General features: G+C 55.9%; 20 protein-coding genes. All 20 read right to left on the reverse strand.

The genetic code is table 11. The features are described 5' to 3' along the window. Window position 1 precedes the first annotated feature (1 nt). The 20 genes from ACP4CD_RS14945 to tssB all read right to left on the reverse strand — a co-directional run bounded on the left by ACP4CD_RS14945 (window position 2) and on the right by tssB (window position 24,809). On the reverse strand, window positions 2-2,809 hold the full coding sequence (locus ACP4CD_RS14945; RefSeq protein WP_426991482.1) for a valine--tRNA ligase: 2,808 nt from the start codon (window positions 2,807-2,809) through the stop codon (window positions 2-4). A gap of 43 nt (window positions 2,810-2,852) precedes the next feature. Continuing rightward, a complete protein-coding gene (locus ACP4CD_RS14950) occupies window positions 2,853-3,173 on the reverse strand; it encodes an RHS domain-containing protein (RefSeq protein WP_231883694.1) in 321 nt (106 codons plus the stop codon). Window positions 3,174-3,539: 366 nt separating this feature from the next. Continuing rightward, a complete protein-coding gene (locus ACP4CD_RS14955) occupies window positions 3,540-3,947 on the reverse strand; it encodes a hypothetical protein (RefSeq protein ID WP_157197912.1) in 408 nt (135 codons plus the stop codon). 4 nt (window positions 3,948-3,951) lie between these two features. After that, entirely contained in the window at window positions 3,952-5,481 is a 1,530-nt protein-coding gene (locus ACP4CD_RS14960) for an RHS repeat domain-containing protein (RefSeq protein ID WP_426991483.1), read from the reverse strand. 29 nt (window positions 5,482-5,510) lie between these two features. Next, entirely contained in the window at window positions 5,511-8,318 is a 2,808-nt protein-coding gene (locus ACP4CD_RS14965) for a DUF6531 domain-containing protein (protein ID WP_426991484.1), read from the reverse strand. A gap of 308 nt (window positions 8,319-8,626) precedes the next feature. Next, window positions 8,627-10,690 carry a type VI secretion system Vgr family protein gene (locus tag ACP4CD_RS14970; RefSeq protein ID WP_426991485.1) on the reverse strand — a complete coding sequence of 688 codons (2,064 nt, stop codon included), beginning with the start codon at window positions 10,688-10,690 and terminating at the stop codon, window positions 8,627-8,629. 45 nt (window positions 10,691-10,735) lie between these two features. Then, window positions 10,736-11,029 (reverse strand): PAAR domain-containing protein, encoded by a 294-nt coding sequence (locus tag ACP4CD_RS14975; protein WP_064029979.1) that lies wholly within the window; start codon window positions 11,027-11,029, stop codon window positions 10,736-10,738. A gap of 14 nt (window positions 11,030-11,043) precedes the next feature. Continuing rightward, complete coding sequence (locus ACP4CD_RS14980; protein WP_064029981.1) at window positions 11,044-11,637, reverse strand: DUF6931 family protein; 594 nt, start codon at window positions 11,635-11,637, stop codon at window positions 11,044-11,046. A gap of 130 nt (window positions 11,638-11,767) precedes the next feature. Further along, the gene (locus ACP4CD_RS14985) at window positions 11,768-12,469 is read right to left on the reverse strand and encodes a hypothetical protein (RefSeq protein WP_313729233.1); all 702 of its coding nucleotides are present in this window, start codon (window positions 12,467-12,469) and stop codon (window positions 11,768-11,770) included. Window positions 12,470-12,644: 175 nt separating this feature from the next. Further along, window positions 12,645-13,115: a putative adhesin gene (locus tag ACP4CD_RS14990; protein WP_281022082.1), complete on the reverse strand. Its 471-nt coding sequence runs from the start codon at window positions 13,113-13,115 to the stop codon at window positions 12,645-12,647. 206 nt (window positions 13,116-13,321) lie between these two features. Next, entirely contained in the window at window positions 13,322-14,002 is a 681-nt protein-coding gene (locus ACP4CD_RS14995) for a hypothetical protein (RefSeq protein ID WP_313729234.1), read from the reverse strand. A gap of 544 nt (window positions 14,003-14,546) precedes the next feature. Then, a complete protein-coding gene (locus ACP4CD_RS15000) occupies window positions 14,547-15,077 on the reverse strand; it encodes a hypothetical protein (protein WP_426991486.1) in 531 nt (176 codons plus the stop codon). Between the two features lie 169 nt (window positions 15,078-15,246). After that, a complete protein-coding gene (gene tssH / locus ACP4CD_RS15005; RefSeq protein ID WP_426991487.1) occupies window positions 15,247-17,928 on the reverse strand; it encodes a type VI secretion system ATPase TssH in 2,682 nt (893 codons plus the stop codon). A 34-nt stretch (window positions 17,929-17,962) separates the two neighbouring features. Beyond that, entirely contained in the window at window positions 17,963-19,009 is a 1,047-nt protein-coding gene (gene tssG / locus ACP4CD_RS15010) for a type VI secretion system baseplate subunit TssG (protein WP_064029991.1), read from the reverse strand. Beyond that, window positions 18,991-20,883: a type VI secretion system baseplate subunit TssF gene (gene tssF, locus ACP4CD_RS15015; protein ID WP_426991489.1), complete on the reverse strand. Its 1,893-nt coding sequence runs from the start codon at window positions 20,881-20,883 to the stop codon at window positions 18,991-18,993. The genes tssG and tssF overlap by 19 nt, the downstream gene beginning before the upstream one ends. Before the next feature lie 3 nt (window positions 20,884-20,886). Beyond that, entirely contained in the window at window positions 20,887-21,390 is a 504-nt protein-coding gene (gene tssE / locus ACP4CD_RS15020) for a type VI secretion system baseplate subunit TssE (protein ID WP_071156198.1), read from the reverse strand. 11 nt (window positions 21,391-21,401) lie between these two features. Beyond that, the gene (locus tag ACP4CD_RS15025; RefSeq protein WP_281022075.1) at window positions 21,402-22,196 is read right to left on the reverse strand and encodes a type VI secretion system accessory protein TagJ; all 795 of its coding nucleotides are present in this window, start codon (window positions 22,194-22,196) and stop codon (window positions 21,402-21,404) included. Between the two features lie 54 nt (window positions 22,197-22,250). Next, window positions 22,251-22,733, reverse strand: a complete 483-nt coding sequence (locus ACP4CD_RS15030) for a type VI secretion system tube protein Hcp (protein WP_064030001.1) — start codon at window positions 22,731-22,733, stop codon at window positions 22,251-22,253. A 162-nt stretch (window positions 22,734-22,895) separates the two neighbouring features. Beyond that, window positions 22,896-24,383: a type VI secretion system contractile sheath large subunit gene (gene tssC / locus ACP4CD_RS15035; RefSeq protein ID WP_064030003.1), complete on the reverse strand. Its 1,488-nt coding sequence runs from the start codon at window positions 24,381-24,383 to the stop codon at window positions 22,896-22,898. A gap of 3 nt (window positions 24,384-24,386) precedes the next feature. Then, on the reverse strand, window positions 24,387-24,809 hold the full coding sequence (gene tssB / locus ACP4CD_RS15040) for a type VI secretion system contractile sheath small subunit (RefSeq protein ID WP_426991490.1): 423 nt from the start codon (window positions 24,807-24,809) through the stop codon (window positions 24,387-24,389). Window positions 24,810-24,852: the final 43 nt, after the last annotated feature.

Genomic DNA, 24,852 nt, shown 5'->3' on the forward strand with positions numbered 1-24,852 from the left:
GCTACAGCGCGTTGATCTTCGCGTACTGTTCCTTCAGATTCGTTAACGACGACTGCAAACCGGCCAGTTTTTCCCGTTCCTTGGCAATCACGTCGGCAGGCGCCTTGTCGACGAAGGCGGCGTTGCCCAATTTACCTTCGATGCGCGGCAGTTCTTTTTCGATGCGCTGGATTTCTTTATCCAGTCTTGCCAGTTCGGCGTCCTTGTCGATCAAGCCGGCCATCGGGATCAGGATTTTCATATCGCCGACCAGCGCAATCGCCGATTCCGGCGCATTGTCGCCGGCGTTCAACCAAGTGATGCTTTCCAGGCGGCCCAGTTTTAACAGATAGCTTTCCAGCTCTTTAAGATTGGTTTGGTCGGTTGCCGAGCCGTTTTGCAGCAACACGTTCAGCGGCTTGCCCGGTGCGATGTTCATTTCACCGCGGATACGGCGGATGCCGAGAATGAAGGCCATCGCCCATTGCACCTGAGTTTCGGCGGCGGCGTTAACCGCTTCGGCATCCGTTTCCGGATAGGATTGCAACATGATAGTCGCGGCGGTGACACCGGCCAACGGCGCTACGCGTTGCCAGATTTCCTCGGTGATGAACGGCATGATCGGGTGCGCCAAGCGCAGCACGGTCTCCAGAACCTTGACCAGGGTCTGCCGGGTACCACGCTGCAATAGTGCATCGTCACTTTGCAACGAGATTTTCGCCAGCTCCAGATACCAGTCGCAGTATTCGTTCCAGGTGAACTCGTAGATCGCTTGCGCGGCCAAGTCGAAGCGGTAGCTGTCGATGGCATCCGTGGTTGCGGCTATCGTTTTGTTCAACCGCGACAAAATCCACAAATCCGCCTGGCTGTAGCGGCACTCGGCGCAATCGACGCCGTTATCTTGCTCTTCAGTGTTCATCAACACGTAGCGGGCCGCGTTCCACAGCTTGTTGCAGAAGTTGCGGTAGCCTTCGGTGCGCTGCAAATCGAAGCGAATGTCGCGACCGGTCGAGGCTAGCGAAGCGAAGGTAAAGCGCAAGGCGTCGGTGCCGTAGGACGGAATGCCGTCCGGAAATTGTTTGCGGGTGGCTTGCTCGATTTTCTTGGCCAGATGGGGTTGCATCATGCCCGACACGCGTTTTTCCACCAGCGCATCCAGTTCGATGCCGTCGATGATGTCGATAGGGTCGAGTACGTTGCCCTTGGACTTGGACATCTTCTGGCCTTCGGCGTCACGCACCAGACCGTGGATGTAGACTTCCTTGAACGGCACGTCGCCCATGAATTTCAAGCCCATCATGATCATTCTGGCAACCCAGAAGAAAATGATGTCGAAGCCGGTGACCAACACGCTGGTCGGATAATGCGCGGCCAGTTCCGGCGTTTTGTCCGGCCAGCCCAGCGTCGAGAACGGCCACAACGCGGACGAGAACCAGGTATCCAGCACATCTTCGTCTTGGAACAGCGGGTAATCGGCTGCCAAACCGTGCTTGGCGCGGATTTCGGCTTCGTTGTGACCGACATAGGTGTTGCCCTTGTCGTCGTACCAAGCCGGGATGCGGTGACCCCACCAGATTTGCCGGGAGATACACCAGTCCTGGATATTGCGCATCCATTCGAAATAAGTGTTTTTCCAGTTGTCCGGCACGAATTTGATCGCGCCGGTTTCGACGGCTTCGATGGCCGGCTTGGCCAGTGGCGCGATCTTGACGTACCACTGGTTGGTCAAAAACGGTTCGATCACCGCACCGGTGCGGTCGCCGCGCGGCACCATCAGTTTGTGGTCGGCGATTTTTTCCAGCAGGCCTTGGGCGTCCAGATCGGCCACGATGCGTTTGCGGGCTTCGAAGCGGTCCAGGCCGACGTAAGCTTCCGGAAGGATTGCAAAACCATCATCGTTGGCTCTGATCGCCGCGTCGACGGTGAAGATGTTGATCAAGCCGCCGTGCGGCTGATCGGCGATGACGGTCATTTGCTTGTGCCGCGACCAAACTTCGTAATCATTGAAATCGTGGGCCGGGGTAATCTTGACGCAACCGGTACCGAATTCGGGATCGACATAATCGTCGGCGATGATCGGGATCAAGCGGCCGGTCAGCGGCAGTTCCACCAACTCGCCGATCAAATGTTTGTAACGGTCGTCGTCCGGATGCACCGCCACCGCCGCATCGCCGAGCAGGGTTTCCGGGCGCGTGGTCGCTACGATCAAATAACCGGTGCCGTTGGACAGCGGATAGCGCATGTGCCACATTGAGCCGGCTTCTTCTTCCGACAATACTTCCAGATCGGAGACGGCGGTGTGCAACACCGGATCCCAGTTCACCAGACGCTTACCGCGATAGATCAAACCCTCTTCGTACAATTTGATGAACACTTCCTGCACCGCGGCCGACATGCCGTCGTCCATCGTGAAGCGTTCTTTTTCCCAATCCAGCGACGAACCCATCCGCCGCAATTGGCGGGTAATGGTGCCGCCGGATTGTTCCTTCCATTCCCAGACTTTCTCGATGAAGGCGTCGCGACCGTAATCGTGGCGGGTCTTGCCGTCGGCGTTAATGATGCGCTCCACCACCATTTGCGTGGCGATACCGGCATGGTCGGTACCCGGCTGCCACAACGCGTTGCAACCCTTCATTCGGTGGTAACGGGTCAAGGCGTCCATAATGGTGTCCTGAAACGCATGCCCCATGTGCAAGCTGCCGGTGACGTTGGGCGGCGGAATCATGATGCAATACGATGCGCCTTCGCGCTTGGCGGCAAAATAGCCGCTGTCTTCCCAATGTTGGTACCAGCGTTGTTCGATCGCGTGCGGGGAATAGGTTTTGTCCATGAGGTGTGTCGGATCAGCTTGCATTGAAAACAGAACAGGTATTTTAACCGTAAAACACGTTACGAGTCGGCTCTCGGAGCGATACAGACGGATCGGTTTCGAATATCCGCCGCGCCGGCAAAACCCCATCCGCGTAAGCGTGTCCTGCAAACCGGTTTCTTGGTCGTAATACTTGCCTTGGATACGTAGCGGGTTGTCGATGGCTTCGACGGCTGCCAGGAAGGTTGCCGTAGGCGCGGTAGCGGGCGGACCAGACGATGTGGCCTTGGTTGTTGGTCAGTTCCCTAGGCGTGCCGAGATGGTCCTGGTGGTAGCGGTAGGTGCTGCCGCTGGCTTGGGTGTTGTCTTGTTCGTGCAGCGCCAAGGGCCGGAAGCAGCCGGGTTCGAATAAATAGGTACGGCTGCGCTGGCTATCGGTTTCCGCCAGCAGGCGCGGGCAGTCGTATTGAAAACGGGCTTCGCCTTGCGCGGTGTGTTTGGCGATGCGCCGGCCCAGGGCGTCGTAGCGGTACCGGGCGGTCCCTTGCGGGGTTTCCGCGCAGATCAGGCGATTGTCGCTGTCGTATTGGTAGCGGGTGACGATTTGGCCGGCCTTGCCGCGCTTTTCTTCGATCAGGTTGCCGGCCCAGCGAGGACGAAACTTTCTGATTCAGGACTTTGCAGCGAATCAGTACACTTCCAGGCCAGCGATTAGGCTGACGCTAACACTTTCTATTCGGGCTATTCCGATTTAGGGATGCGGCGCCATTTCCAATATACCCTGCAAGACTTCATTTATACCAGAGCTATCCTCACTATATTTATCAAAAATACTCACCAATCCACTTCGCAGGTTTTCGACAATATAAGAAAACTCATCATAAGAGCTATCGAATTTTTTATAAGGAATATGTAATACAAAATCAACACGCCTATATCGATTAAAAAATGTAGGCCCCATGACTAAAGGCTTATCTTTTTCACGCGTTGCCGAAATAACAATGCCAAGCTCAAAATCTTGTCCTTTGAATTTTTCCTTAAAAGAAGTTATTTCCTTACCCAAGGAGTTTAATCCTTTACGCAACTCTTTCATAAGAAAACTAGGAATTTTATAACTGACATCAACTTCCGGATAAACTTGACATGTAGATATATTCATTGCTTCAACAATCCTTAGTTTTTGTCGGCTTAAAGCTTTTCTTATTACCTTCCGGTATATTACCAGTCTGATCAAAATACTCTTGTAATTTCTTAGTCTCCACGGCCTTTGCCTCTTTTGTCGTAGACATACCTTTATCAATAACTCTACCAACCACCTCAGAATCGGGGTTTTGTTTTCCCAATTTTACAACTTGCTGATGCAACCTAGTAGGGAGGCCGGAGCTTTGCGTTACCCTACTCAAGTCAGCTTTCCCATATTTGTAAAGCACATCATCAATCTGAATTTCATAAACTCCAAAATTTCCCGTTGCCGAGTTGGTGTTTAAATTAACTAGGCCTAAAGGATCAACCCAATTCAAAGGATTAGGCGCATACCGGTAAACGTTAGTGCCACCCTCCAACCCAATCGGATCCTGATGAATAAACCTCCCCACATTAGGATCGTAATACCGGTTCAGGTTGTAGTGCAAGCCGGTTTCTGCGTCGTAATACTGGCCTTGAAAGCGCAGGGGGTTGTCGATGGCTTCGACGTCGGCCAGGGCCAGGTTGCCGTAGGCGCGGTAGCGGGCGGACCAGACGATTCTGCCATCGGTATCGGTCAGCTCCCTGGGCGTGCCGAGATGATCCAGGTGGTAGTGGTAGGTGGTGCCACTGGTTTGGGTGTTGTCCTGTTCGTGCAGCGCCAAGGGCCGGAAGCTGCCGGGTTCGAACAGATAGGTACGGCTGCGCTGGCTATCGGTTTCCGCCAGCAGGCGCGGGCCGTCGTATTGAAAGCGGGTTTCGCCTTGCGCGGTGTGTTTGGCAATGCGCCGGCCCAGGGCGTCGTAGCGGTATTGGGTGATGCCTTGCGGGGTGTCCGCGCGAATCAGGCGGTTGTCGCTATCGTACTGGTAGCGGGTGACGATGTGGCCGGCCTTGCCGCGTTTTTCTTCGATCAGGTTGCCGGCGACGTCGTAGGCGTAGTGGCGGTCGCCCATCATCAGCAAGCGGTCGCCTTCGATTCGGCCAGCTTCGGCGCTGACGCCCAGCAGGTTGCCGGCCGGATCGTGGACGAAGCTTTCCGGGCTAAGGCCTTCGCTACGTATCAGCCGGGCGGCGGGATCGTAGTGGTATTGGCTGCGGCCCTGGCGCAGGTCGTCCAGTTCGCGGAGCTTACCGGCCGCATCGTAGTTGTACTGGCGACCGATGAGCACCGCTTGGCCTTTGAGCGCGGCGCGTTGCTGCAACAAACGCCCCAGCGGATCGTAGTCGTAGTCGGTGTTGAGTTGGCCTTGGCTACGGCCGATTTCCCGGCCCAGTTCGTCGTAGCGGTGGCTGGTGAGGGTTTGGCGGTCGAATTCGATGCTGTCCAGGTAACGCTCGCCGAAACGGTAGTCGATGCGATGCCGGTCCGGTGTTTCGGTGTGGATGCGCCGGCCCAGCAAGTCGTATTTGTGGCGGACGATGGCGCCGTTCTGGTTTTCCTGGTTGATCTGGCCCAGGGCGTTGTAACCCAACAGCACTAGGCTGTCGGCATTTTTGGCTAGTTGCAAGCGGCCCAGCGGATCGTAGCCGTATTGGCTCAGGCTGCCGTCGGCGGCACGCTTTTTAGCAGCCGACCGAGACGGTCGCGTTCGAAGCGGGTGACGCTCCAATCGCCGTCGGCGCCGGGTTGCAGGTAGGCTTCCAGCGCGCCGGCGGCGTTGTAGCGGTAGCGTTGGATGCGGCCGTCGAAGCCGATTTCTTCGATCAGATTTTCGTCGCGGTCGTAGTTAAGGCTGTAGGTTTCGCCTTTCGGGTTGATCAGGCCGATCAGGTTGCGTTCGCTGTCGTAGCGATAACGCATTTCGTGGCCCAGCGGATCGATGCGGGCGGTGGGTTGGGATAGGCCGTCGTCGTAGCGGTATTCGGTGGTGTGGCCGAGGCCGTCGATGTAGTGGGTCAATAAACCGGCGGCGTTGTAGCGCAGTTGCACGGTGCTGCCGTCCGCGTGTTGCACTGCGGTAACGCGGCCGGCCGCGTCGTAGCCGTAACGCGTGGTGCGTTTGTCCTGATCGACGATGGCGACGATACGATCGTCATCGTCGTATTGGTAGCGGGTCTTGATGCCGTCGAAGCCGATCTCGCCGACCAGGCGCAACTGTTCGTCCCACAACAGCGAGCGCGTCCGGCCCAGCGCATCGGTGATGCGTACCGGCACGCCTTGGGCATTGTATTGGTATTGGGTGATCGCGCCGTTGGCGGCAACGATTTCTTCCAGTCGGCCGCTGGCGTCGTAGCGGCGTAGCCAACGCTGATCCAAGGCATCGATCAGTTCGACCGGATTGCCTTGTTTGTCGTATTTGACGCGCTGGCTAAAACCCAGCGCATCGGATACTCCGACCAAGCGGCCTTCCTTATCGTAGCTAAACCGGGTGATACCGCCGTCCGGCGCCACGGTTTGCGCCAGTTGGTTATCGACATTGTAACTGTGGCGGGTTTCGCGGCCTTCCGGGCTACGTTCCAGCAGCAACAAACCTTGCGGATCGTGCCGATACACCGCGACGCCGCCGCGCGAGTCGATGGCATGACTGACGCCGTCCGGCAACCATTCGAAGCGGTAATCGTAAACGCCGTTATCGCCCCAGTTGTGCAGACATTTGCCTTGCGGCGTGTCTTGATCCCATTCGAAATAAAAGTTAAAGCCGCTAGCCAGAGTACGGCGGGCGATGACATGATTGCGATAGGCGTAGGTTTCGCCTTGCTCGAGCCGGTCGCGAGCACCGATTAAATCGCCTGCGTCGCTATACCGATAGCTCACCAGCGGCTCGCCGGCCGCTGCGAATCCGCTTCCGTGTCGTTTGCCGGGACGAATCCCGACAATGCGCCGGCCTTGGCGCTCGAACAGTAAATGTTTGTTCCAGCTAGAGGAGATGCGCTCGACATCACCGTTGGCGTCGCGATGAAAATACAGGCTTTGGCCCTGGCTGTTGTGCCAGGCCCGCAGAGGGCAACGGCCAGACCGACCGGTGAAGGTTTTCGCCAATCCGCTTTGCTCGACCAGGCGAAAATGATCATTTTCCCGGTACAAGCGCAATTGTTCCGGCAGATTGATGCTGTAGCCACCCACCGCTGGCAGCGGCAAATCGATGCGTTGGCCGTCGGCATTGCAAAAGGTTGCGCGTTGGCCGATTTCCAGCCATTCGTCCAGCGGCGTCAGCCAACCGTAACCCAGTTGCCGGTCGATGTCGGACTGGCCGCTACGGTAAAACCGTCGCCAGTCGAGAGGTAGCGGACCTTCCCAGGTAAAGTCGACCTTTTCCAGCATTTCCTCGCCGGTGACCATGCTGATCGGGCAACCTTCTTTCTTGCATAAATTGCTCGGAGTATTGGCCGTCTGATTGGACGTCGGCGGTCCTGAATTCGCATCGGCCGGTGGCGCTGGGCTTCGGCTCTTCGCGTTGCCGGTACCGCCCGATCCGCGTGCGGCTTCCGAGGGCGTGACGGCGTTGCCGGGCGACTCGGACGCCGACACCCTTGCCTGCCCCTTACGTCCTTTCATGGCCCGCACCTTCGCCAACAGCGCAAAGAACGCCGCGACGCCGATCACCGCGATCACGCTCGCTAGGTGACGGGCGGCTTCGTCGAGTTCGCGGTCGCTGCCGGCGTCTATCGTCAACGTCAAGAAGTCGCCAATATCGGCCGCCACGTCGAATACCGCCATTCCCAGGAAAAACGCGCCGCCGATCAGCATCACGACATCGACCACCTCGCCAACGCCAAACGCATGCGAGCCAGCCCAAACCACCAATACACCGGCGGTAATCCCCAAATTTTCCGGGCTAATCATCGCCTCGAATTCGCCACGCACGCCGGCCGGCAACAACGGCAAGGTGCGGCGCAGTACCTCGGCAAATTTATCGGCCAGCGGCCAGTCCGCGACGCCGGGCTTGACCGGCACCGCCGATACGGCCGTCACGTTGCCGGGAGCAACCGGCTTGGGCGCCGCCAACGCCGCGCCTTGAACCGATTCGCCCTTGAACAAATAAAACCAGGTGTCGATGCCGACAATGCCGTCGGCGGTCAGGCCAACGCCGGTTTGAAATTGCCGCACGGCTTGCAGCGTGGCCAAATTAAAAATGCCATCGTCCAACTGCGGACTGGGCTTCAGACAGGCATTAAGTAATCGTTGCAGGCGGCGAACGTCGTCGCCTTGCTGGCCCTGCTTGAGCGTCGGTGGCGCGGATTTCGCGGCGCGGACGCGGGGCGACTTAAGGCTAGCGCCGGGTTTGGCCGACTTGACGCCGACCGGTAATGGCCGCGGCGACAAGTCGCGAGTCGTGGTACCGTCGTTCAAATTGCGGGGCTTGAGTTCCGCGCCGGTTGGTCGGGGATCGCGAGAGCTAGTCACGGTCGAAGCTCCCGGCTTGTCGAATGAAACACGACAGAGCCTGGATGGGATCGAATTTCAACATTGAGGGATTTTGGCGGTCCGTTACCGATGTATGCATTGCGGGTATTCCTTCTCGCCCGAGCGGTAATATAAAAGTCAGAGGAGCCGCTACCGAATCCAGGGTCGGAGCCCTGTCAATCGCGGCTAAAGCCGCTCCCACTCCACTGGCTTTCATGTTCCGGGACGATGCCGTATTTTCATGATCGTGAGTATGAATTGGCGCAACCATTTCCGAACGGAACCGAACAAGGTTGCCGGCGACCGCCTCAGTTGATCATCACCATGCCGCCCTTGACCGTCATCATGCCGTCGCCACTGACCGTCGTCATCGGGCTTTTCAGCTCGGCCTGCGCATCGGCTTCAATCTTAACCATCACACCCTTGATCGTCACGCCGCTCTGATCGATCTTAACGCTGTTGGACCCCACCTTGAGCTCGATGGCCTGCGCGGCCTCGTTCGAAATACTACCGGCATCCAATTTCACCGTCAGATTGCCCGTGCCCAGCGATACGGTCCGGTTTCCCGAACTAATCGTCAGATCATCGTTACCTTGATCGAGCTTGACGGTTCGATTGCCGGTGCTGATGGTCAAATTATCGTTACCTTGCTTGACCTCGACCACGCGGTTGCCGGTTTTGATCGTCAGCGTATCGTTGCCTTGATCCAGCGTGACGGTGCGGTGATTGTATATGTCTATCGTCTGGTCGCCGGCGTCTGTCTTTTCGAAGCCGATTTTTTGGACGTCGTTGTTCTCGACGATGCGGGTGCAATTCTTCTCGGCGTGGACGTAAAGTTCTTCTTCGTCTTTCTTGTCCTCGAAGCGGATTTCGTTAAAGTTTTGGTCGGAGCCTCCCGGCGTGCTGCGCGTTTTGATGCCGCTCTGCGTCTTGTTGGCATCCAGAGCGTAGGGCGGCATATTTTCGTTGTTATACACCCGGCCGGTAATGATCGGCGCGTCCGGATTGCCTTCCAGAAAATCGACGATCACTTCCTGACCAACCCGCGGAATGAATATTCCACCCCAGTTCTTACCGGCCCAGATTTGCGCGACCCTAACCCAGCAAGAGCTGTTTTCGTTTCTGACACCCAATCTATCCCAATAAAACTGGATTTTGACCCGACCATACGAGTCGGTCAGGATTTCGTCTCCGTCCGCGCCGACCACCACGGCGGTCTGCACGCCCTGTACCACGGGGACTCTGGTCATCCTGGGCGGACGGTACACGTAGCTGGTCGGGATCAAGGTGTACGTGCATTGAAACTCTTCGGGATCGCCAGCGCCGCCCGCGCCGAAATCGTTGTTCTGAATCTGAAATTGCGTGGCCAAAACCAGATATTCGCGGTTTTGATCGTCGCGCGGGAATTGCGACAAGGTAAAGGTCAAGCCGGTCGCCAAATTTCGCACATTACCCCTGGCGACGATTTGTTCATGTTCGGCGCGGACTTCTTCCATCCGCAATTTGGAATAGCGCTCGCCGGCCGATCCCACGGCAAATTCGCCGGGGTAATCGTAAACCTCCTTGTCCGCGCCGGCATGCGTCCCCGCGATGGTGGTCGAGTTTTTTAAATCGGCGGAGGGAGTCTCGAAGTTGTAGTCGTTCAACGAGTACTTGCCGGTTTGGATTTGCCGGCTAATGCTCCATTCGAACATGTGTTCCTCGTCGCGCCCCCCTTGATTCGCCAGCGGGTAGTACTTGACGGTCGAGCTAACCGGCCTGGGCAAGTGGGCGAGCATGTTGTCGCATAACACCAGAGTATGGCCGGTGGTGGAATGTTGGTGGTAATAATAGATACCTTCTTCTTCCAGAAGTCGGCTGATGAAATTGAAATCGGTCTCCCGATATTGCACGCAAAATTCGCGCGGCTGATAGGTCTCCTGCAAATCCAGGACGACATCGGTGACTTGGTGCTGGGCCAAGACTTTCTTGACAATCTCCGGCACCGTGGTCGGCGCGGCTTCGCTGGCACCGCTATCGGCGTCGATGGCCGGCGATAACACCCGACAATTGGCGGCCCGCGTCAGCAACCATAGCTTGGGATGCACGGTGGCTCGATAGTAATACAAATCGCCTATCATGCCGAACTGATTTACCCGGGTAACGATACCGTTGAAGATCCGGCTGGCATTGTCTTCCAGCGCCAGTTCGACCGTCACTCCGGTACCGAGTAAGGCCTGAGAATCCAGAGTTTCGCTTTCGCTCAGTAATTCCAGCTCGTATTCGAACAACCGGCTGACCGGTTCGGTGCCGGTCATCCGGTAAAGCACGAAGGCTCCTTCGCCGAGCGCGGTAGTCACCTTTGCGGCACGTTGAGATTGTATGAGAGCCATGTTGAAATCCTAAAACTAACGCTGTTTTAATGGTTGGAGCGCGAATCAACCGCCAATCAATACCGTTGGGCAGCCCAGGATGATCGTTCCGCCGTGAGCGCAACTATCGCCCATCCTGGCGGCCGGCATGTTGGCAATCATCACCGTCGCCGAGCCCTTGACGATGGTATCGGGCGGACCGACGCAGACGGCCATGTCGGTCGCGCGCGCCGCCGGCATCTTGCCGATCAACACGGTAGGCGCGCCCGGCGGCAATATCGGACCGCCGACGTGCGGCACCGGACCGGTAAACATCGGGCAAACATGCATATCGGTGATGCGCGCGGCGGGCTGACCCATGGTTTTACTCCTGATTAAGTCGGTTGCCAAATGCGGCCGTTGCCGCCGTTGGCGATGTCGATGCCTTGTTCCAGGAAAAACCGGTATTTCTCCTGGGCCTTCTCCGGATAAGTGAGCACCGCCGCCAGCATCACCGCTCCGGCGACGGCCTTGGCGGTCAAGTTATCGGCGGGCGGAACCGACGGCGCGTCTTCCGGCGCCATGCTGCCGTCGCTCCAGAACGCGGCCATCGCCGCCCAAGCCGCCGGATTCTCGAACGACGCGCTGTGAGCGGCCGCGTTCGCGTTGCGCCGGTTGGGCTCGGTCGGTTTGTAAACCCAAAGCTCGGCGGCCTCCAGAGCCTTTACGACTTCAGGCGGCGTTTTGTCGTCAATCGAGCTACGCGCGCAGACACAGGCCCACCAGGCCGCCTCGCGCTTGGGCAAGGCCCGGGCCAGAAAACGTACGGCGTCCGGAAATAGTTTCAGTTCGATCAAAGCCAACAAAAACGCCACCGGCGTCGTGTCGGCCGCCAGGCATTGCATCGCCGCCGGGTCGAGCTGAATATCCTGGCAGATTTGCACCGCCTTGGGTATCGTCACTTTTTGTAAAGTAACCGCACCTGTCATGTTGTCTCCTGTCGCCGACGTCGATCTAATCCGATGGCGAATGATTGCAAAAAGTCATCCCGGTAAGCGAAATCAACACTTGCTTGGCATTTCTCGAGCCACTCCGGGCACGCTTAACGAGCGCCGAACATTACAGTGCTTCGAAAGGATCGATATTCGCCCAATCGGTCTGCAAAACCGCCTGCCAGCAATTGGTTTTGCCGTGAGCGCCGCCGCCGGTGGCATTGGGCAAATCGACCACCATGCCGACATGATCGCCGGCCAGACCTTCGATGCTGACTAGATCGCCGGCGATCCGAAAATTGACGCCGGGGCAATCGGACGCACTTTTCGATTGCCAAGTCCGAATCATCATTTGCGGTTTTAGAATATTCACGTGCGCGGCCTTAATCACTTGCGCCATCGCCGGCGCATTGAAGGTCACGAACGGCACGCCTTCCCAAACGCCAACCACTTGCGCCAAACCGCCGCCCAACGAATGGCCGGTTAACGACAACCGCCGGCCGTTGGCGATTTGCTTGGCGGCCTTCAGCATCTGCCGCGCCGACGAACATTGGTTGGGCAGGATGCGCAAACCGATTCTCAGGTCCGCCCCAATATCGGAGAATAGTTTTCCTTTTTGCCCCGGATTCGTGCCGCAGCAACCAACCACGACGTCGGTGCTATTGCACCATATGCCGCCTTGAAAACCATCGCCGTACCAAGTCCCCGATTCCCATTTCTGCACCTGCCAATCGTCCACCATATGACCGGGAGGTTCGGCGTAATATTGGTTGGCGCTTTTGTAATAAGCGGCGATGGCGATTTTTGCGTAGTCCAAGCAGGTGGCCATATATTTTCTTCGGTCGATTGTATATGTGGGGAAAATGGAAACGTAACCTTCCAATCATCGAACAAGCAAACAACGGTGTTTCGTCGCCTTTCCATCCGTTCAAAATTCAATTTGCCCAGCAACGAACTACATTTTCCGTAGTCGATTCAGCCAATTCTCACTACGTTCGAAAAGCCTACCCCAACTCCTGGCAGGCCAGATAATAAACGCGGGCAACCTTCGCCGTCTTAGCTTGATTTAATACATCCTTTAGCGTGGTAACCTGCACGCCAATTTGAAATGCCCAAAACGGCTGCCGGTTACCAACTTCAAACAATCCGCACGCGTAGTCGCCGTTTGCATCAAGCCACCCTTGGTAATCCGAAGCGTCGTGGGGACCACTAAGACCGTAATTGATGATCGACGTCGGCCATTTTTTACCTTTATGCCTAAGAGCATAAGCGGCCGCTTCCTGATTGCCGGTCAGTTTAGTCCAAAGATCCCAACCATCGGCCATCGAAAGATTCTGGTCTTGCTCGGTATAAGTCACCAACTCGACACCCATGGGTATAGCGCAATTCTCGTAAGATTGTCTCGTGGTAAGCGCTAATTTGTTCCCTGACTTAACGTCGCTGTAACCGTGACAAGAAATAATCCAATTAGCCATCTAACTGCTCCGAATATATAATTTTTAAAACACGCACCATATTAAAGAAACAAGAAATCCATTTAACGCTACCCCACCTCAATTGAGTCACTCAGTCTGAACCCAGAAATAACACAACAATCGTAATTTACGCCCCCACCGAAAACACCCGAGTCGTGGAACCATTTGTCTAACTCCGCAAGGACAAACCCAAAACATCGACAAATCTAGCCCAGAGATTGGGTTGTCGTCCTAACGTTCAAATTACTCTTCAAATAAACCCTATACACGGCTTCAAAATCCCAAGGCTTTATTTCTTTAATAGAGTCGTATCCCGAGCCCCAAGTATAATACTTACCTCTTCCGCCATAAATCCAATGCCCCAATCCGCCATAACTGGTATTGCCTTTTGCTAAAGGACTCTTGACACCGATAATACCGGTTGCCGTCTGACTACTCGTTGATTCCCAAGCGGCGTCCACGCCATACATGCTATTTAAAAAGTGCGTCACGGCTTCCGGCGGCAGCGGAAGATTAATTTCCAATTTCGCTAAATTCTCTTCGGTGACTTGAGATTTGTCACCAGACAAAACCTTCAGGATTTCTCCCCTGGTTTTTTGATAGTCCCACACCAACTTAGTCCCATTCGGCATACCGAAATCGCCGGCAAACGCGATGATACTCTGCTTAATTGGGTCACCCGTTTGCTCGATTTTTTCCAACCATTTGCTGATGGCAATCAATACCGTATGAAATTGCGTATGATTGATTAGTTCACGTCTCCTCGGCCCGGCTCTAAAATCAAACAGCAACATCATGCAAGCATTGATTCCACAAATACCCCAATTATTATTGGTAGCCCCTAAACCGGAAAGCGTGTTAAGTACCAACGTTTTGCTCATTTGCATGAACAGACTCCCATATATATCTTTCGACCAAGAAAGAGGATAATTTTAAAAAGACTTAGCACAGTGACATGTCCCTCAGTATCCTACTGCGTAGGCGCCGAAATCATTTAACAAAAGCACTACACCTTTAAAACCAAGCGCCTAAGGAACTTCTGATTAATTCAGTTTTTCAAGACAAATTGATGCTTAAGCCATTGATTTAATTGTTATTGAAATTTAATATTGCGAATAAATCAGAGACTACCTAAAACTCGATTTATTGAAAATATCTAAAGAAACAGCGCCCGTAGACACTCCAAAGCACTAGGCTTTTAAACTTCTCTATTAGCTTATTCGCTTAAATGCATCCGAACAGCAGCCCCCTCTGGTTTATTAGCACCAAAAAATTCGCAACCATACTCTATACCGACCACTAGCTGAATATATTTCTTTTTATTTAGTGCGATTTCAGAAAAAGGCCTCGATCGAATAATCTATTAATCAGCCCCGCCAATTTTGAAGAGCCCTTACTCAGACTATCATTAGGCTTCATCCAGATTGCTCATTAAGCCAAATCAGGATGTATTATATCTCCATTTAATTTACAAATTTTTTCAATGAATCCATACGCTATTCTAAAGGAGTGTTCTTCTAACACTTTTGCGTCCGAAGCCTCGTCGAACGGAGAATCAGTTCCTTCGTAGAACCCATTTGCCGATACACAAACCTTCCCGGCATTCCCACTTCGGTACTCAAATGATCTATTCCCATTTCTAGCAGGCACGAGATCCCAGAAAAAATATGCTTTTTGCATACCAGGAAAACCACCAACACCTCTAATCTTCCACGTCAAATGAAAACCAGCCTGAAAGCTATGCTTTTGCCTTGTCACGTTAATATGAAGCGGCTTTTGGATCTTATTTTGGCCGGTTCGCCCAAACGCCGATATTTTCTCATCATCGACCAAAAATCCCTTCCCGCCCTTAATAGGCGTTTCCAACTCATAGAAATACATATTCGCATCCGGTTTATCAACCTGCGCATTCAAATAGTATTTGGGCAACCGCCCCCAACTAAAATCGACAAAGTCACACATCATCCCCCCTAATATTCTTCAGCCCAGAAATTGAAACCTCTTGCTAGCCCGAGGCGAAACACTCCTGAATAAAACAATATTCAAGAATGGATATTTCCACTACATATTCAATTAGCCACAATTTTCAAATAGTACTTATTAATAAATAATATCTACCCGATTTGGCCATTCACTGGAACCCATACCCAAACTCCCCGTCCTCGACCTTGACATGCACCCGCTCGATCGGCGTGCCTTCCATCATCCGGATCAAAAATTCCTCGCTGATTTTCGGCAACACGGTATTGGTCAGGATCGCGTCTATCATTCGACCGCCGCTTTCCAGTTCTGTGCAGCGGCTGGCGATGAGTTTAATGACCTCGTCGTCGTAGCTGAACGGCACTTTGTGGGATTCCTCGACGCGTTTTTTGATGCGATTTAGCTGCAAGCGAGCGATCGCACCTATCATTTCGTCGCTGAGCGGGTAGTACGGAATCACAACCAGACGGCCCAGCAGCGCCGGCGGGAACACTTTCAACAAGGGCTCGCGCAAGGCTTTGGCGATGCCTTCCGGTTCCGGCATTAGATCCGGGTCCTTGCACAGGTTCGCGATCAAATCGGTACCGGCGTTGGTGGTCAGCAGGATCAGCGTGTTCTTGAAATCGATGACCCGGCCCTCGCCGTCTTCCATCCAGCCCTTGTCGAACACCTGGAAGAAGATTTCGTGGACATCCGGATGGGCTTTTTCCACCTCGTCCAGCAACACCACGCTGTAGGGCCGCCGCCGCACCGCTTCAGTCAATACGCCGCCCTCGCCGTAACCGACGTAGCCGGGAGGCGCGCCTTTCAATGTGGAGACGGTATGCGCTTCCTGATATTCGCTCATGTTGATGGTGATGACGTTTTGCTCGCCGCCGTACAAGGCCTCGGCCAGCGCCAGCGCGGTTTCGGTCTTGCCGACGCCGGAGGTACCCGCCAACATGAACACGCCGATCGGTTTGTTGGGGTTGTCGAGACCGGCGCGCGAGGTCTGGATGCGCTTGGCGATCATCTCCAACGCGTGGCGTTGGCCGATGATGCGCTGCTCCAGATTGTCCGCCAATTTCAGCACGGTCTCGATTTCGTTTTTGACCATCCGGCCGACCGGAATGCCGGTCCAATCCTGTACCACCGAGGCGACGGCCTGATGGTCGACGGTCGGCAGAATCAACGGCGATTCGCCTTGTTGTTCGTGCAACTGCGCTTGCAGGGCTTTCAATTCGGCGAGCAATGCGTCGCGATCCTCGCCGCCGGCCTCGGCGTCACTAGCCCCGTCCACCGCGTGCCCGGCGGCGCGTAGCTTGCCGCGCAGCGCCAGAATCTGTTCGACCAATGCTTTCTCCGCATTCCAGCGCTCCTCCAAACCGACTAGGCGCTCGCGTTCGGCCGCCAGTTTTTCGTTGGCCAGTTCCTCGCGCCCCGCCACTTCGACGCCGACCGCTTTTTCACGGCCGATGATCGCCAGTTCGGTTTCCAGCGCGTCGATGCGCTTGCGGCAATCGTCGACTTCGGCAGGCACCGCGTGTTGACTGACGCCGACGCGGGCGCAGGCGGTATCCAGCAAGCTGACCGCCTTATCCGGCAATTGCCGAGCCGGAATGTAGCGATGCGACAGTTTGACGGCGGCTTCCAGCGCCTCGTCCAGAATCAAGACTTGATGGTGCTTCTCCTGCACCGATACGACACCGCGCATCATGCCGATGGCTTTGGCTTCGTCGGGTTCGTGAACTTGCACGACTTGAAAGCGGCGGGTCAAGGCCGGATCTTTTTCGATATGTTTTTTGTATTCGGCCCAGGTTGTGGCCGCCACGGTACGCAATGCGCCGCGCGCCAAGGCCGGTTTCAGCAGGTTGGCCGCGTCGCCGGTACCCGCCGCGCCGCCGGCGCCTACCAGGGTATGGGCTTCGTCGATGAACAAAATGATCGGTTTCGGCGAAGCCTGAACTTCTTCGATCACTTGACGCAAACGGTTTTCGAATTCGCCCTTCATGCTGGCGCCGGCTTGCAGCAAGCCGACATCCAAGGTGCGCAAACTGACGTCCCGCAACGACGGTGGCACGTCGCCGGCAACGATTTTCAGCGCGAAGCCCTCGACGACGGCGGTCTTGCCGACGCCCGCCTCGCCGGTCAGGATCGGGTTGTTCTGGCGGCGGCGCATCAGGATGTCGATAACCTGGCGGATTTCCTCGTCGCGACCGACAATCGGATCGATCTTGCCGTTACGGGCCTGTTCGGTCAGATCGACGGTAAACTGCTTCAATGCTTCTTGCTTGCCCATCGCCGCCGGCGCGATCGCGCCGCTGGCCTCGCCGGGCGTCGCGGCGATATGCGAGCCGTCGCTGGCCGCCAAACCTTCTTCCGGGGAACCGGCGGTGATTTTCGGAAATTCGTCGGTAACGGTGTCCGGTTTCAGTTTGTCGAACTCGCGGGAAATGCCGATCAATTCGTTGCGTAGCGCCTTGGTTTTCAACATGCCGATCAACAGATGCCCGCTACGCACTTGATTTTCGCCATACAGCAAGGTGCCGTAAACCCAGCCGCGCTCGACACTGTCCTCAATGTGCGGCGAGAAGTCGGAAATGGCGGTGGAACCGCGGGGCAATTTGTCCAACGCCGCTGTCACTTCCTTGGCGATCACCGAACCGTCCAAGCCGTAATGCTTGAGCAGACGGTGAATATCGGAGTCCGGCAATTGCAGCAACTGGCTCAACCAATGCACCAGTTCGACATAAGGGTTACCGCGTAATTTGCAAAACACCGTCGCGCTTTCCACGGCTTTGTAGCAAACCTTGTTTAACTTCCCGAACAGCTTGACTCGGCTAATTTCCGCCATCGTTGGTTCCCATCGTTATCGTTTTAGGTATCGCTCATCGGGCGCCGACAGCGGCGATGAACGGGTTAAGCGTTAAATCGTCGGCATCGGCGCAGGTCGAGCGCGGCCCCAACCACAGACTCCAGCCCAGCTGCCCGCCACCGCGCTCGGCCAGAACCGCCGGCTGGGCCGGTTGCCCCAAGCAGAGCTCGGCCGGCACTTGATCGGCCTGCAAACTCAGTTGAGCATCCCACACCCACTCGTCGCCGGCGTATTGCCGGACGATGGCCACCAGTTGCGGCAGCAAGATCCCGCCCGGCAGCAGCGCCAAATACAAAACCAACGGCAACGGCCCCAGCACGACTCTGAACTTGTGCTGACAACCGAACACGCTGGCACCGATCACGGCGGACTGTCCCAGCGCGGCGGTGACCATGCTCAAGCCCAGACGAGTCTGTTCGCGCGGCTGTATATCCATCCATTCGCCGACGAATTCGGCGATCCGCACCGGAACCCGCAAAATATCGGAAAGAATAGACCGCAACCCATCCGGATGCTTGGCCTGTCCCGAAAAATGGCCGGCATAAAATAGCCGAGCCCGATCCGGCAGCGCGTCGCGATCCTGAAAAGCGTTGCCGGCCGTGCCTTGCAAGGCCGCCACGTAGAAACCGAAGCGGTCGGTCTCGGGCCTGTCGTAGCTCACCTCCGGCCGAGCATTGGCCCAGGCCCGGTAGAACAGGCCTATCATCCGGTGGTGAAACACGTCGACAAAGCGCGCGAAGGTCGGGTCGTGATGATGCCGGAGACGTTCGCGGGCGTACTCGGTCAAATGCAAGGGTAACGGTCCGTTGGGACCGAACAAACCCATGAAATTCACCGCCAAGCGCGGCTTGGCGCCGTCGGCGTGGTAGCGAGCCACCGTCGAAGCCGGGAATTCCAACTCCGGCTCTTGCGACAAATGCACCGGATCGTCCACGGCTTTAACGCTGGTTCCCAGCCGAGGCTTGTCGGGATTGGCGCACTCGATCAAGCGCATCGCCTCGAAAAAATCGAATCGCGACGCGTCCTTGATCAATTCGGCCATTAAATCGTGTGACGACATCCCATCCTCGCAGGCCAACGCGCCACCTCGCCTCTATCGGTGCTGCGAATCACGGTTTCGACGAACGAATTGATCGACACATAGCGGCTGAAGAAGCGTTCCAGTACCGTACCCAGCAGAAAATAACCGCCGCCCTCGAAGGCGGACTCGTCCAACACCACGGTAATTTCCAGCCCGCGGCCGAAGACCATCGGCCCGTTGGCGTCGATACGCCTGACCACGTTTCTAGCGTTGACCGAGATCACCCCCTCGATCTGCTTTTTGACCGCCGGCTCGCGCTGGTCGGCGTACAGACTTAATAGTTCGCGTAACGCGCCGGCGCCGACTTTCGGATCGGTATCGATCAGCGACAGATAATTCAGCGATAAATGGTTTACCAAACGCCAGACCGAGTCCGCTTCGTAGGCCGCCGGCAACGGCCGGGTAGGCCCGACGATGCAACGTATCGCCTTGACTGGGGCGCTAATCTGCAACGTAAAATCGGTATCGCCGAGACCGACCGGCATCACCAACGGCAAGTCTCGATTGGTGCATAGCGTCTCCAGCCCCAATTGCGCCAAATTGCCGGCATACGGCGCTTCGGCGGCGTCCACCAACGCGACGAACACCTCGCTGCCGATATAGCTGGAGCGCACGCCCTTACGCCGCTGTCTCGATGACAGCACCCGTTTCACGCGCCTGAGCGAGTAGAAGGCGGTCTCGCCGTGACCCTGGTAAGCGGTTTTCGAGCCGTAGAACGGCAGGAACGCGCGTTCGCTGCCCTGATCCTTGCTATAACCGGTCACTTCGGCGACGCTGTAGACTTCGTAATCCATCGGGCGACTGCGGTCGACGACAATGTGATATTCGGATTGGCGCTGATCGATCTGCAACCGATCGGTCCGCTTCGGGAACAAATTGATGGCCGGCGCGCAAAATAAGGCTAGATTGTTTTGATCCAGCACGTTAATCAACTGAGCGTCGCTACGGTCCAGCAACACGAACAATTCGAGTTCCTCGCCGTCGCAAGCCGCCGCCAGTTCGGTCAAGCCATCCAATTCGATAAACAGATACCGCTCCGGAAACGCGAAATATTCCTGCAAAATCCGGTAGCCGTCGAACGACCTCGGCGTTTGTTGCAGTAAGGCCTCTTCCGGCTCGAAGCCCATTCCTCGCACCCAATGACGACCACCGTCCAAATAACGCACCGTGGAAGCATTGGCTCGGGTGTGCTTTCCGGCGATGCCGACGACATTGGCCAACAATTGTTCGTAGAGCCGATAGGGAATATTGCCGGCCCCGCGCAGAAACAGCGGCAAGCGGTCGAGCGCGATTTTATTGAATTTGGCGCCGCCCAAGCTGCGTAGCACGATGCGAAAGGCCGCCTTGACCGGCACGGCATATTTGCCGGCCGACACGCCATGACTCGAAACCGCCGCCAGGGTCGGCAGGTATTCGAGTTGGCCAATCTGTAGCGGCAACAATTCCACCGCTTGCGAGGTGCGATATTCACAAGCCGTCTGTTCGCCCTTGGCAATTTGCGAACGCAGCACCGTCCCCTTGGGAATCGTCGCACCGTCGGCCAAGGCCGCTTCGGCAAAATCCGGTTTGAACTCGACGACAGCCATCGACGGCGTTGCCGACAAATAATGCGGGTAAACGATTTGCAGCAATTGCTGAGTAAAATTGGGAAACTCGGCATCGACCTTAAGCTGCACCCGCGCCGCCATAAAGGCGAAGCCTTCGAACAAGCGTTCGACATAGGGATCGGAGCATTCGAAAGTGTCTAGACCGAGACGGCTGGCAATCTTGGGATATTCGGCCGCGAATTCCGCACCGACTTCGCGCACGTATTGCAGCTCGCGGTTGTAATATTTCAGCAACTTGGGGTCCATCGCCTAACCGTCCCAATCCTTCACGGTGATTTCCCCGGTTTCCAAATCCAGATCGCTACGGATATACAAATGCACGGGTAGCGGTTGCGCCCACAAATCGCCTTCTATTCGAAACGACAGCGCTTTATTGCTCATTTGTTCGCTGTCCTTAATCAATTCGACGCTGAGGCTGTCGGCCAAAATGCGCGGTTCGAACTGAGCGATGGCTTGCCGAACCTTGGTTTCGACCTTACGCACGTCGATGCCGGTCACCGCCACGCCGGAAAACACCGGCGAACCGAAATTGATCACCGAACGCGCGGCATGCGGCACCTCGGACAAATCCACCATGCTCTCCAGTGCAGCCGTGTTGAGCAACCAACTCAAATCGCGCAGCACGCTTTGCCGCAACTGACGCAACGACATCACCCGCTGCTCGCGCGCCTCGGTCCGATTCTCCGGCGCATCGTCGGTCAGACGATCCAGCAACGAGGGTTGCAGGCGCTCGGAATGCAACAATTCAGCCATTTCGCGTGCCCCTACTCGCTAGCCAATTCGATCAGGCGCAAGTCCAGCAACGCGTAATCGTCGACATCGGTGGCCAACAAACGTTGCCCAAGTCCGTGAACGATTCCGTCGGCGACCGCTTGCCAGTCGGTCAGCCGCGACAGGCGTATCCGCGGGTCGTCGGATGCGTCCGAACCGGAATAACGGGTCGGAATCAAACCGTCCGCCTCGCCGCCGTTGACCCAGGTAAAGTGGGCCGGGACCCAAACCAAATCGCGTAAATCCGTGGGCGGCTCCAACTGAATCTTGCCGATTTGCATAAACGGAATCCAGTAATAGCGACCATTCATGATCGCTTCCAAACACGGCCCAAGCCGACTATCGGCGTCGGCGATCCACGCAAACGGCGTACCGTCGACACTCCCCGAGGTGGCGGGCGCCTGCTCCAGGGCCTGGACGCGCATCTGGGCGGCCTGTTGATAGTTGCCGTTATTTTCCAGCTTTAGCGCTTCCAGCAACAAAGCCAGCCATTCCCGCGGCTCGCCGAAAATCAGTGGTGTTTTCAGTCCGGCGAAAACATCCTTGCGCAATGCCTCGCATTGCAATACTTGTTCGTAAGTGCCGACCATCAGCAGGGTGGACTTGTCCAGGTCCCTTAACACGTTCAATTGGGTCAGGGCTTTGTCCCATTGACCAATCAGGCAATAAAGCTGGAACAGCAAGATGCGGGATTTAGGCTCCGCTGGGTTTTGCCGGATGAGTTGTTGCGTGTTCCGCAACGCCTCGTCCAAGTCGCCGTCGGCAATCAAGCGTGAAACGTCCTGCATGGATGACTCCAAAAGATGGAAAAACCCCGGCGGAAAACCGCCGGGGATAGGCCCTTAAACGGTTTCGTTGGCTTTGACGCTCCAACCTTTGAACGCACCGGTAATCGGTGCCTCGCCTTCGCCGAACGAGTTGTATTTCATTTTAATTTCGTTGAAATTGATCGAGATACTCTCGGTCGGACGATCGCCGCCGCTACCTTGACTGTAGCTGCTGATAATCGCATCCGCGAGTTCGATTTCCAAATAAACCTGGCCCTTGGCATCGCTGCCGCCGGTTTGGATGAAGTGAATGGTTGCGGTTCCCAAACTTTTGCCGCAAATGGCTTGCATCCACAAATCCACCGACGCCACGTCCATATTTTTGGTAAAAGTTACTTCCGAAAACGATGGATTACTGGTATCGCGGTCCTTACCGCCGCCACTTTGCGAAATCGCCCGGCCCACGCCCATTTGCAGGCTGTCCAGCGTAATCCAGTCCTTGTGGCTGGCTACGGTGCTGTCGCCTTTAATTTCGGTTGCGAATTTTAATAAAATCATGGTGCTCTCCTTTCCGATCAAGTTTTAAGAAAAATTTAACGGGTATCTTTACCCTGAGATTTATAGCCCCGGCGCGCCGGGATGTATAAAACATCTGCCGCTGGCGGCGACCAAATAGGCGGCCGCCGCCAACACATACCAAACTCGGTTCGCCGAACCGGTCTAACCTTTTTGTGACGGTAATTTAGAGGTCAAACGCAAGGACACCGTCAACCCTTCCAATTGATAATGCGGCCGCAGAAAGAACTTGGACTGATAGTAGCCTGGGTTGCCTTCCACTTCCTCGACAATCACCTCGGCGCCCGCCAACGGCCTGCGCGCCTTGTCTTTTTCGGTGGCTACCGCCGGATTGGTCAACACGTACTGACTGATCCAAGTATTCAGCCAAGCCTGCATGTCTTGACGCTCCTTGAAAGATCCGACTTTATCGCGGACGATACACTTCAAGTAATGCGCGAAGCGACAGGTCGCGAACAAGTAAGGCAAGCGGGCCGCCAAGTTGGCGTTGGCCGTCGCGTCGGGATCCTGGTATTCGAACGGTTTTTGCAAGGACTGCGCGCCAATGAAGGCCGCGAAATCGGTATTTTTCTTATGCAACAACGGCATGAAGCCGCTTTTCGCCAGTTCGGCCTCGCGCCGATCGGTGATTGCGATTTCGGTCGGGCATTTCATATCGACACCGCCGTCGTCGGTCGGGAACGAGTGCACCGGCAAACCTTCGACCGCACCGCCGGACTCGATGCCGCGAATTTGCGAACACCAGCCGTAAAGCTTGAACGAGCGGTTGATGTTGACCGCCATTGCGTACGCGGCGTTGGCCCAGGTGTACTTGCTGCTGTCGGCGCCGGACGTATCTTCTTCGAAATCGAACTCCTCGACCGGATCGGTTTTCGAACCGTAAGGCAAGCGGCTCAGGAAACGCGGCATCGCCAGGCCGATGTAACGCGAGTCCTCGGACTCCCGCAACGAGCGCCAGGCCGCATATTCCGGAGTCTGGAAAATCTTGGTTAGGTCGCGGGGATTGGCGAGCTCCGACCAACTTTCCATCTGCAACACCGAAGGCGCGACGCCGGAGATGAAAGGCGCGTGCGCGGCGGCGCTGACTTTCGCCATCTCGCCCAACAACTCGACATCTTGCGGGCTGTGGTCGAAGTGGTAGTCGCCCACCAGACAGCCGAAGGGTTCGCCGCCAAAGGTGCCGTATTCCTCTTCGTACATCTTTTTAAACAAGGGGCTTTGATCCCAGGCCGTTCCCTTGAATTTTTTCAGGGTTTTACCCAATTCGTTTTTCGAGATGTTCAATACCTTGATTTTCAACATCTCGTCGGTTTCGGTGTTGTTCACCAAATAGTGCAGGCCTCGCCAAGCCCCTTCCAGTTTTTGAAAATCCGGGTGGTGCAGAACCAGGTTAAGCTGCTCGGTGATTTTTTGATCCAAGCCGGCAATGATGGCCTGGATACTCTTGATCGCATCGTCGGAGACCTTGGTGACGTCCTGTAACGCGTATTGAGCCAAGGTGCCGACCGCGGTATTGACTTGGCTGGCGGCTTCGGTGCCCGGTTTGAATTCCTTCGCCAACAGCGCCGAAAAGTCGTCCAGTTCCAGAGTTTGGGTTGCGCCTTGCGCGGCTTGATTTTCCAATTCCGCCATGACTTAACCCTCGCTGCCTTCGGCGTCGGCCGGTTTGGCCGAGGCGGCCAAGGTTTGCAGCAACGCTGGATCGTTGATCAATTTGGCAATTAATTCCTCCGCTCCGGTCTTGCCGTCCATATAAGTGATCAGATTGGACAACTGCGTGCGGGCTTCGACGATTTTATCCAGGCCGGCGACCCGTTTGGCGACGGCGGCCGGCGAAAAGTCGTCCATGCTTTCGAAGGTAATATCGACATTCAGGTTTCCTTCGCCGGTCAGAGTATTCGCCACCTGGAAAGCCACGCGCGGCTTCATCGATTTCAAGCGTTCGTTGAAATTATCGACATCGATTTCCAGTAACTTACGATCCGCCACCGGCGCCAACGGTTCCGCCGGCTTGCCGGACAAATCGGACATGACGCCCATCACGAACGGCAACTGCACCTTTTTTCCGAGCCGTACAACTCGACGTCGTACTCGATCTGGA

The sequence above is a fragment of the Methylomonas stagni genome, assembly GCF_050154735.1.
In the GTDB taxonomy this organism is placed as follows: Bacteria; Pseudomonadota; Gammaproteobacteria; order Methylococcales; family Methylomonadaceae; genus Methylomonas; species Methylomonas koyamae_A.

What these genes read in the sequence shown, in the direction of transcription:
- ACP4CD_RS14945 (WP_426991482.1), bottom strand. Translation starts at nt 2,809, where the DNA reads ATGGACAAAACCTATTCCCCGCACGCGATCGAACAACGCTGGTACCAA.
- ACP4CD_RS14955 (WP_157197912.1), bottom strand. Translation starts at nt 3,947, where the DNA reads ATGAATATATCTACATGTCAAGTTTATCCGGAAGTTGATGTCAGTTAT.
- ACP4CD_RS14970 (WP_426991485.1), bottom strand. Translation starts at nt 10,690, where the DNA reads ATGGCTCTCATACAATCTCAACGTGCCGCAAAGGTGACTACCGCGCTC.
- ACP4CD_RS14975 (WP_064029979.1), bottom strand. Translation starts at nt 11,029, where the DNA reads ATGGGTCAGCCCGCCGCGCGCATCACCGATATGCATGTTTGCCCGATG.
- ACP4CD_RS14980 (WP_064029981.1), bottom strand. Translation starts at nt 11,637, where the DNA reads ATGACAGGTGCGGTTACTTTACAAAAAGTGACGATACCCAAGGCGGTG.
- ACP4CD_RS14985 (WP_313729233.1), bottom strand. Translation starts at nt 12,469, where the DNA reads ATGGCCACCTGCTTGGACTACGCAAAAATCGCCATCGCCGCTTATTAC.
- ACP4CD_RS14990 (WP_281022082.1), bottom strand. Translation starts at nt 13,115, where the DNA reads ATGGCTAATTGGATTATTTCTTGTCACGGTTACAGCGACGTTAAGTCA.
- ACP4CD_RS14995 (WP_313729234.1), bottom strand. Translation starts at nt 14,002, where the DNA reads ATGCAAATGAGCAAAACGTTGGTACTTAACACGCTTTCCGGTTTAGGG.
- ACP4CD_RS15000 (WP_426991486.1), bottom strand. Translation starts at nt 15,077, where the DNA reads ATGTGTGACTTTGTCGATTTTAGTTGGGGGCGGTTGCCCAAATACTAT.
- tssH (WP_426991487.1), bottom strand. Translation starts at nt 17,928, where the DNA reads ATGGCGGAAATTAGCCGAGTCAAGCTGTTCGGGAAGTTAAACAAGGTT.
- tssG (WP_064029991.1), bottom strand. Translation starts at nt 19,009, where the DNA reads ATGTCGTCACACGATTTAATGGCCGAATTGATCAAGGACGCGTCGCGA.
- tssF (WP_426991489.1), bottom strand. Translation starts at nt 20,883, where the DNA reads ATGGACCCCAAGTTGCTGAAATATTACAACCGCGAGCTGCAATACGTG.
- tssE (WP_071156198.1), bottom strand. Translation starts at nt 21,390, where the DNA reads ATGGCTGAATTGTTGCATTCCGAGCGCCTGCAACCCTCGTTGCTGGAT.
- ACP4CD_RS15025 (WP_281022075.1), bottom strand. Translation starts at nt 22,196, where the DNA reads ATGCAGGACGTTTCACGCTTGATTGCCGACGGCGACTTGGACGAGGCG.
- ACP4CD_RS15030 (WP_064030001.1), bottom strand. Translation starts at nt 22,733, where the DNA reads ATGATTTTATTAAAATTCGCAACCGAAATTAAAGGCGACAGCACCGTA.
- tssC (WP_064030003.1), bottom strand. Translation starts at nt 24,383, where the DNA reads ATGGCGGAATTGGAAAATCAAGCCGCGCAAGGCGCAACCCAAACTCTG.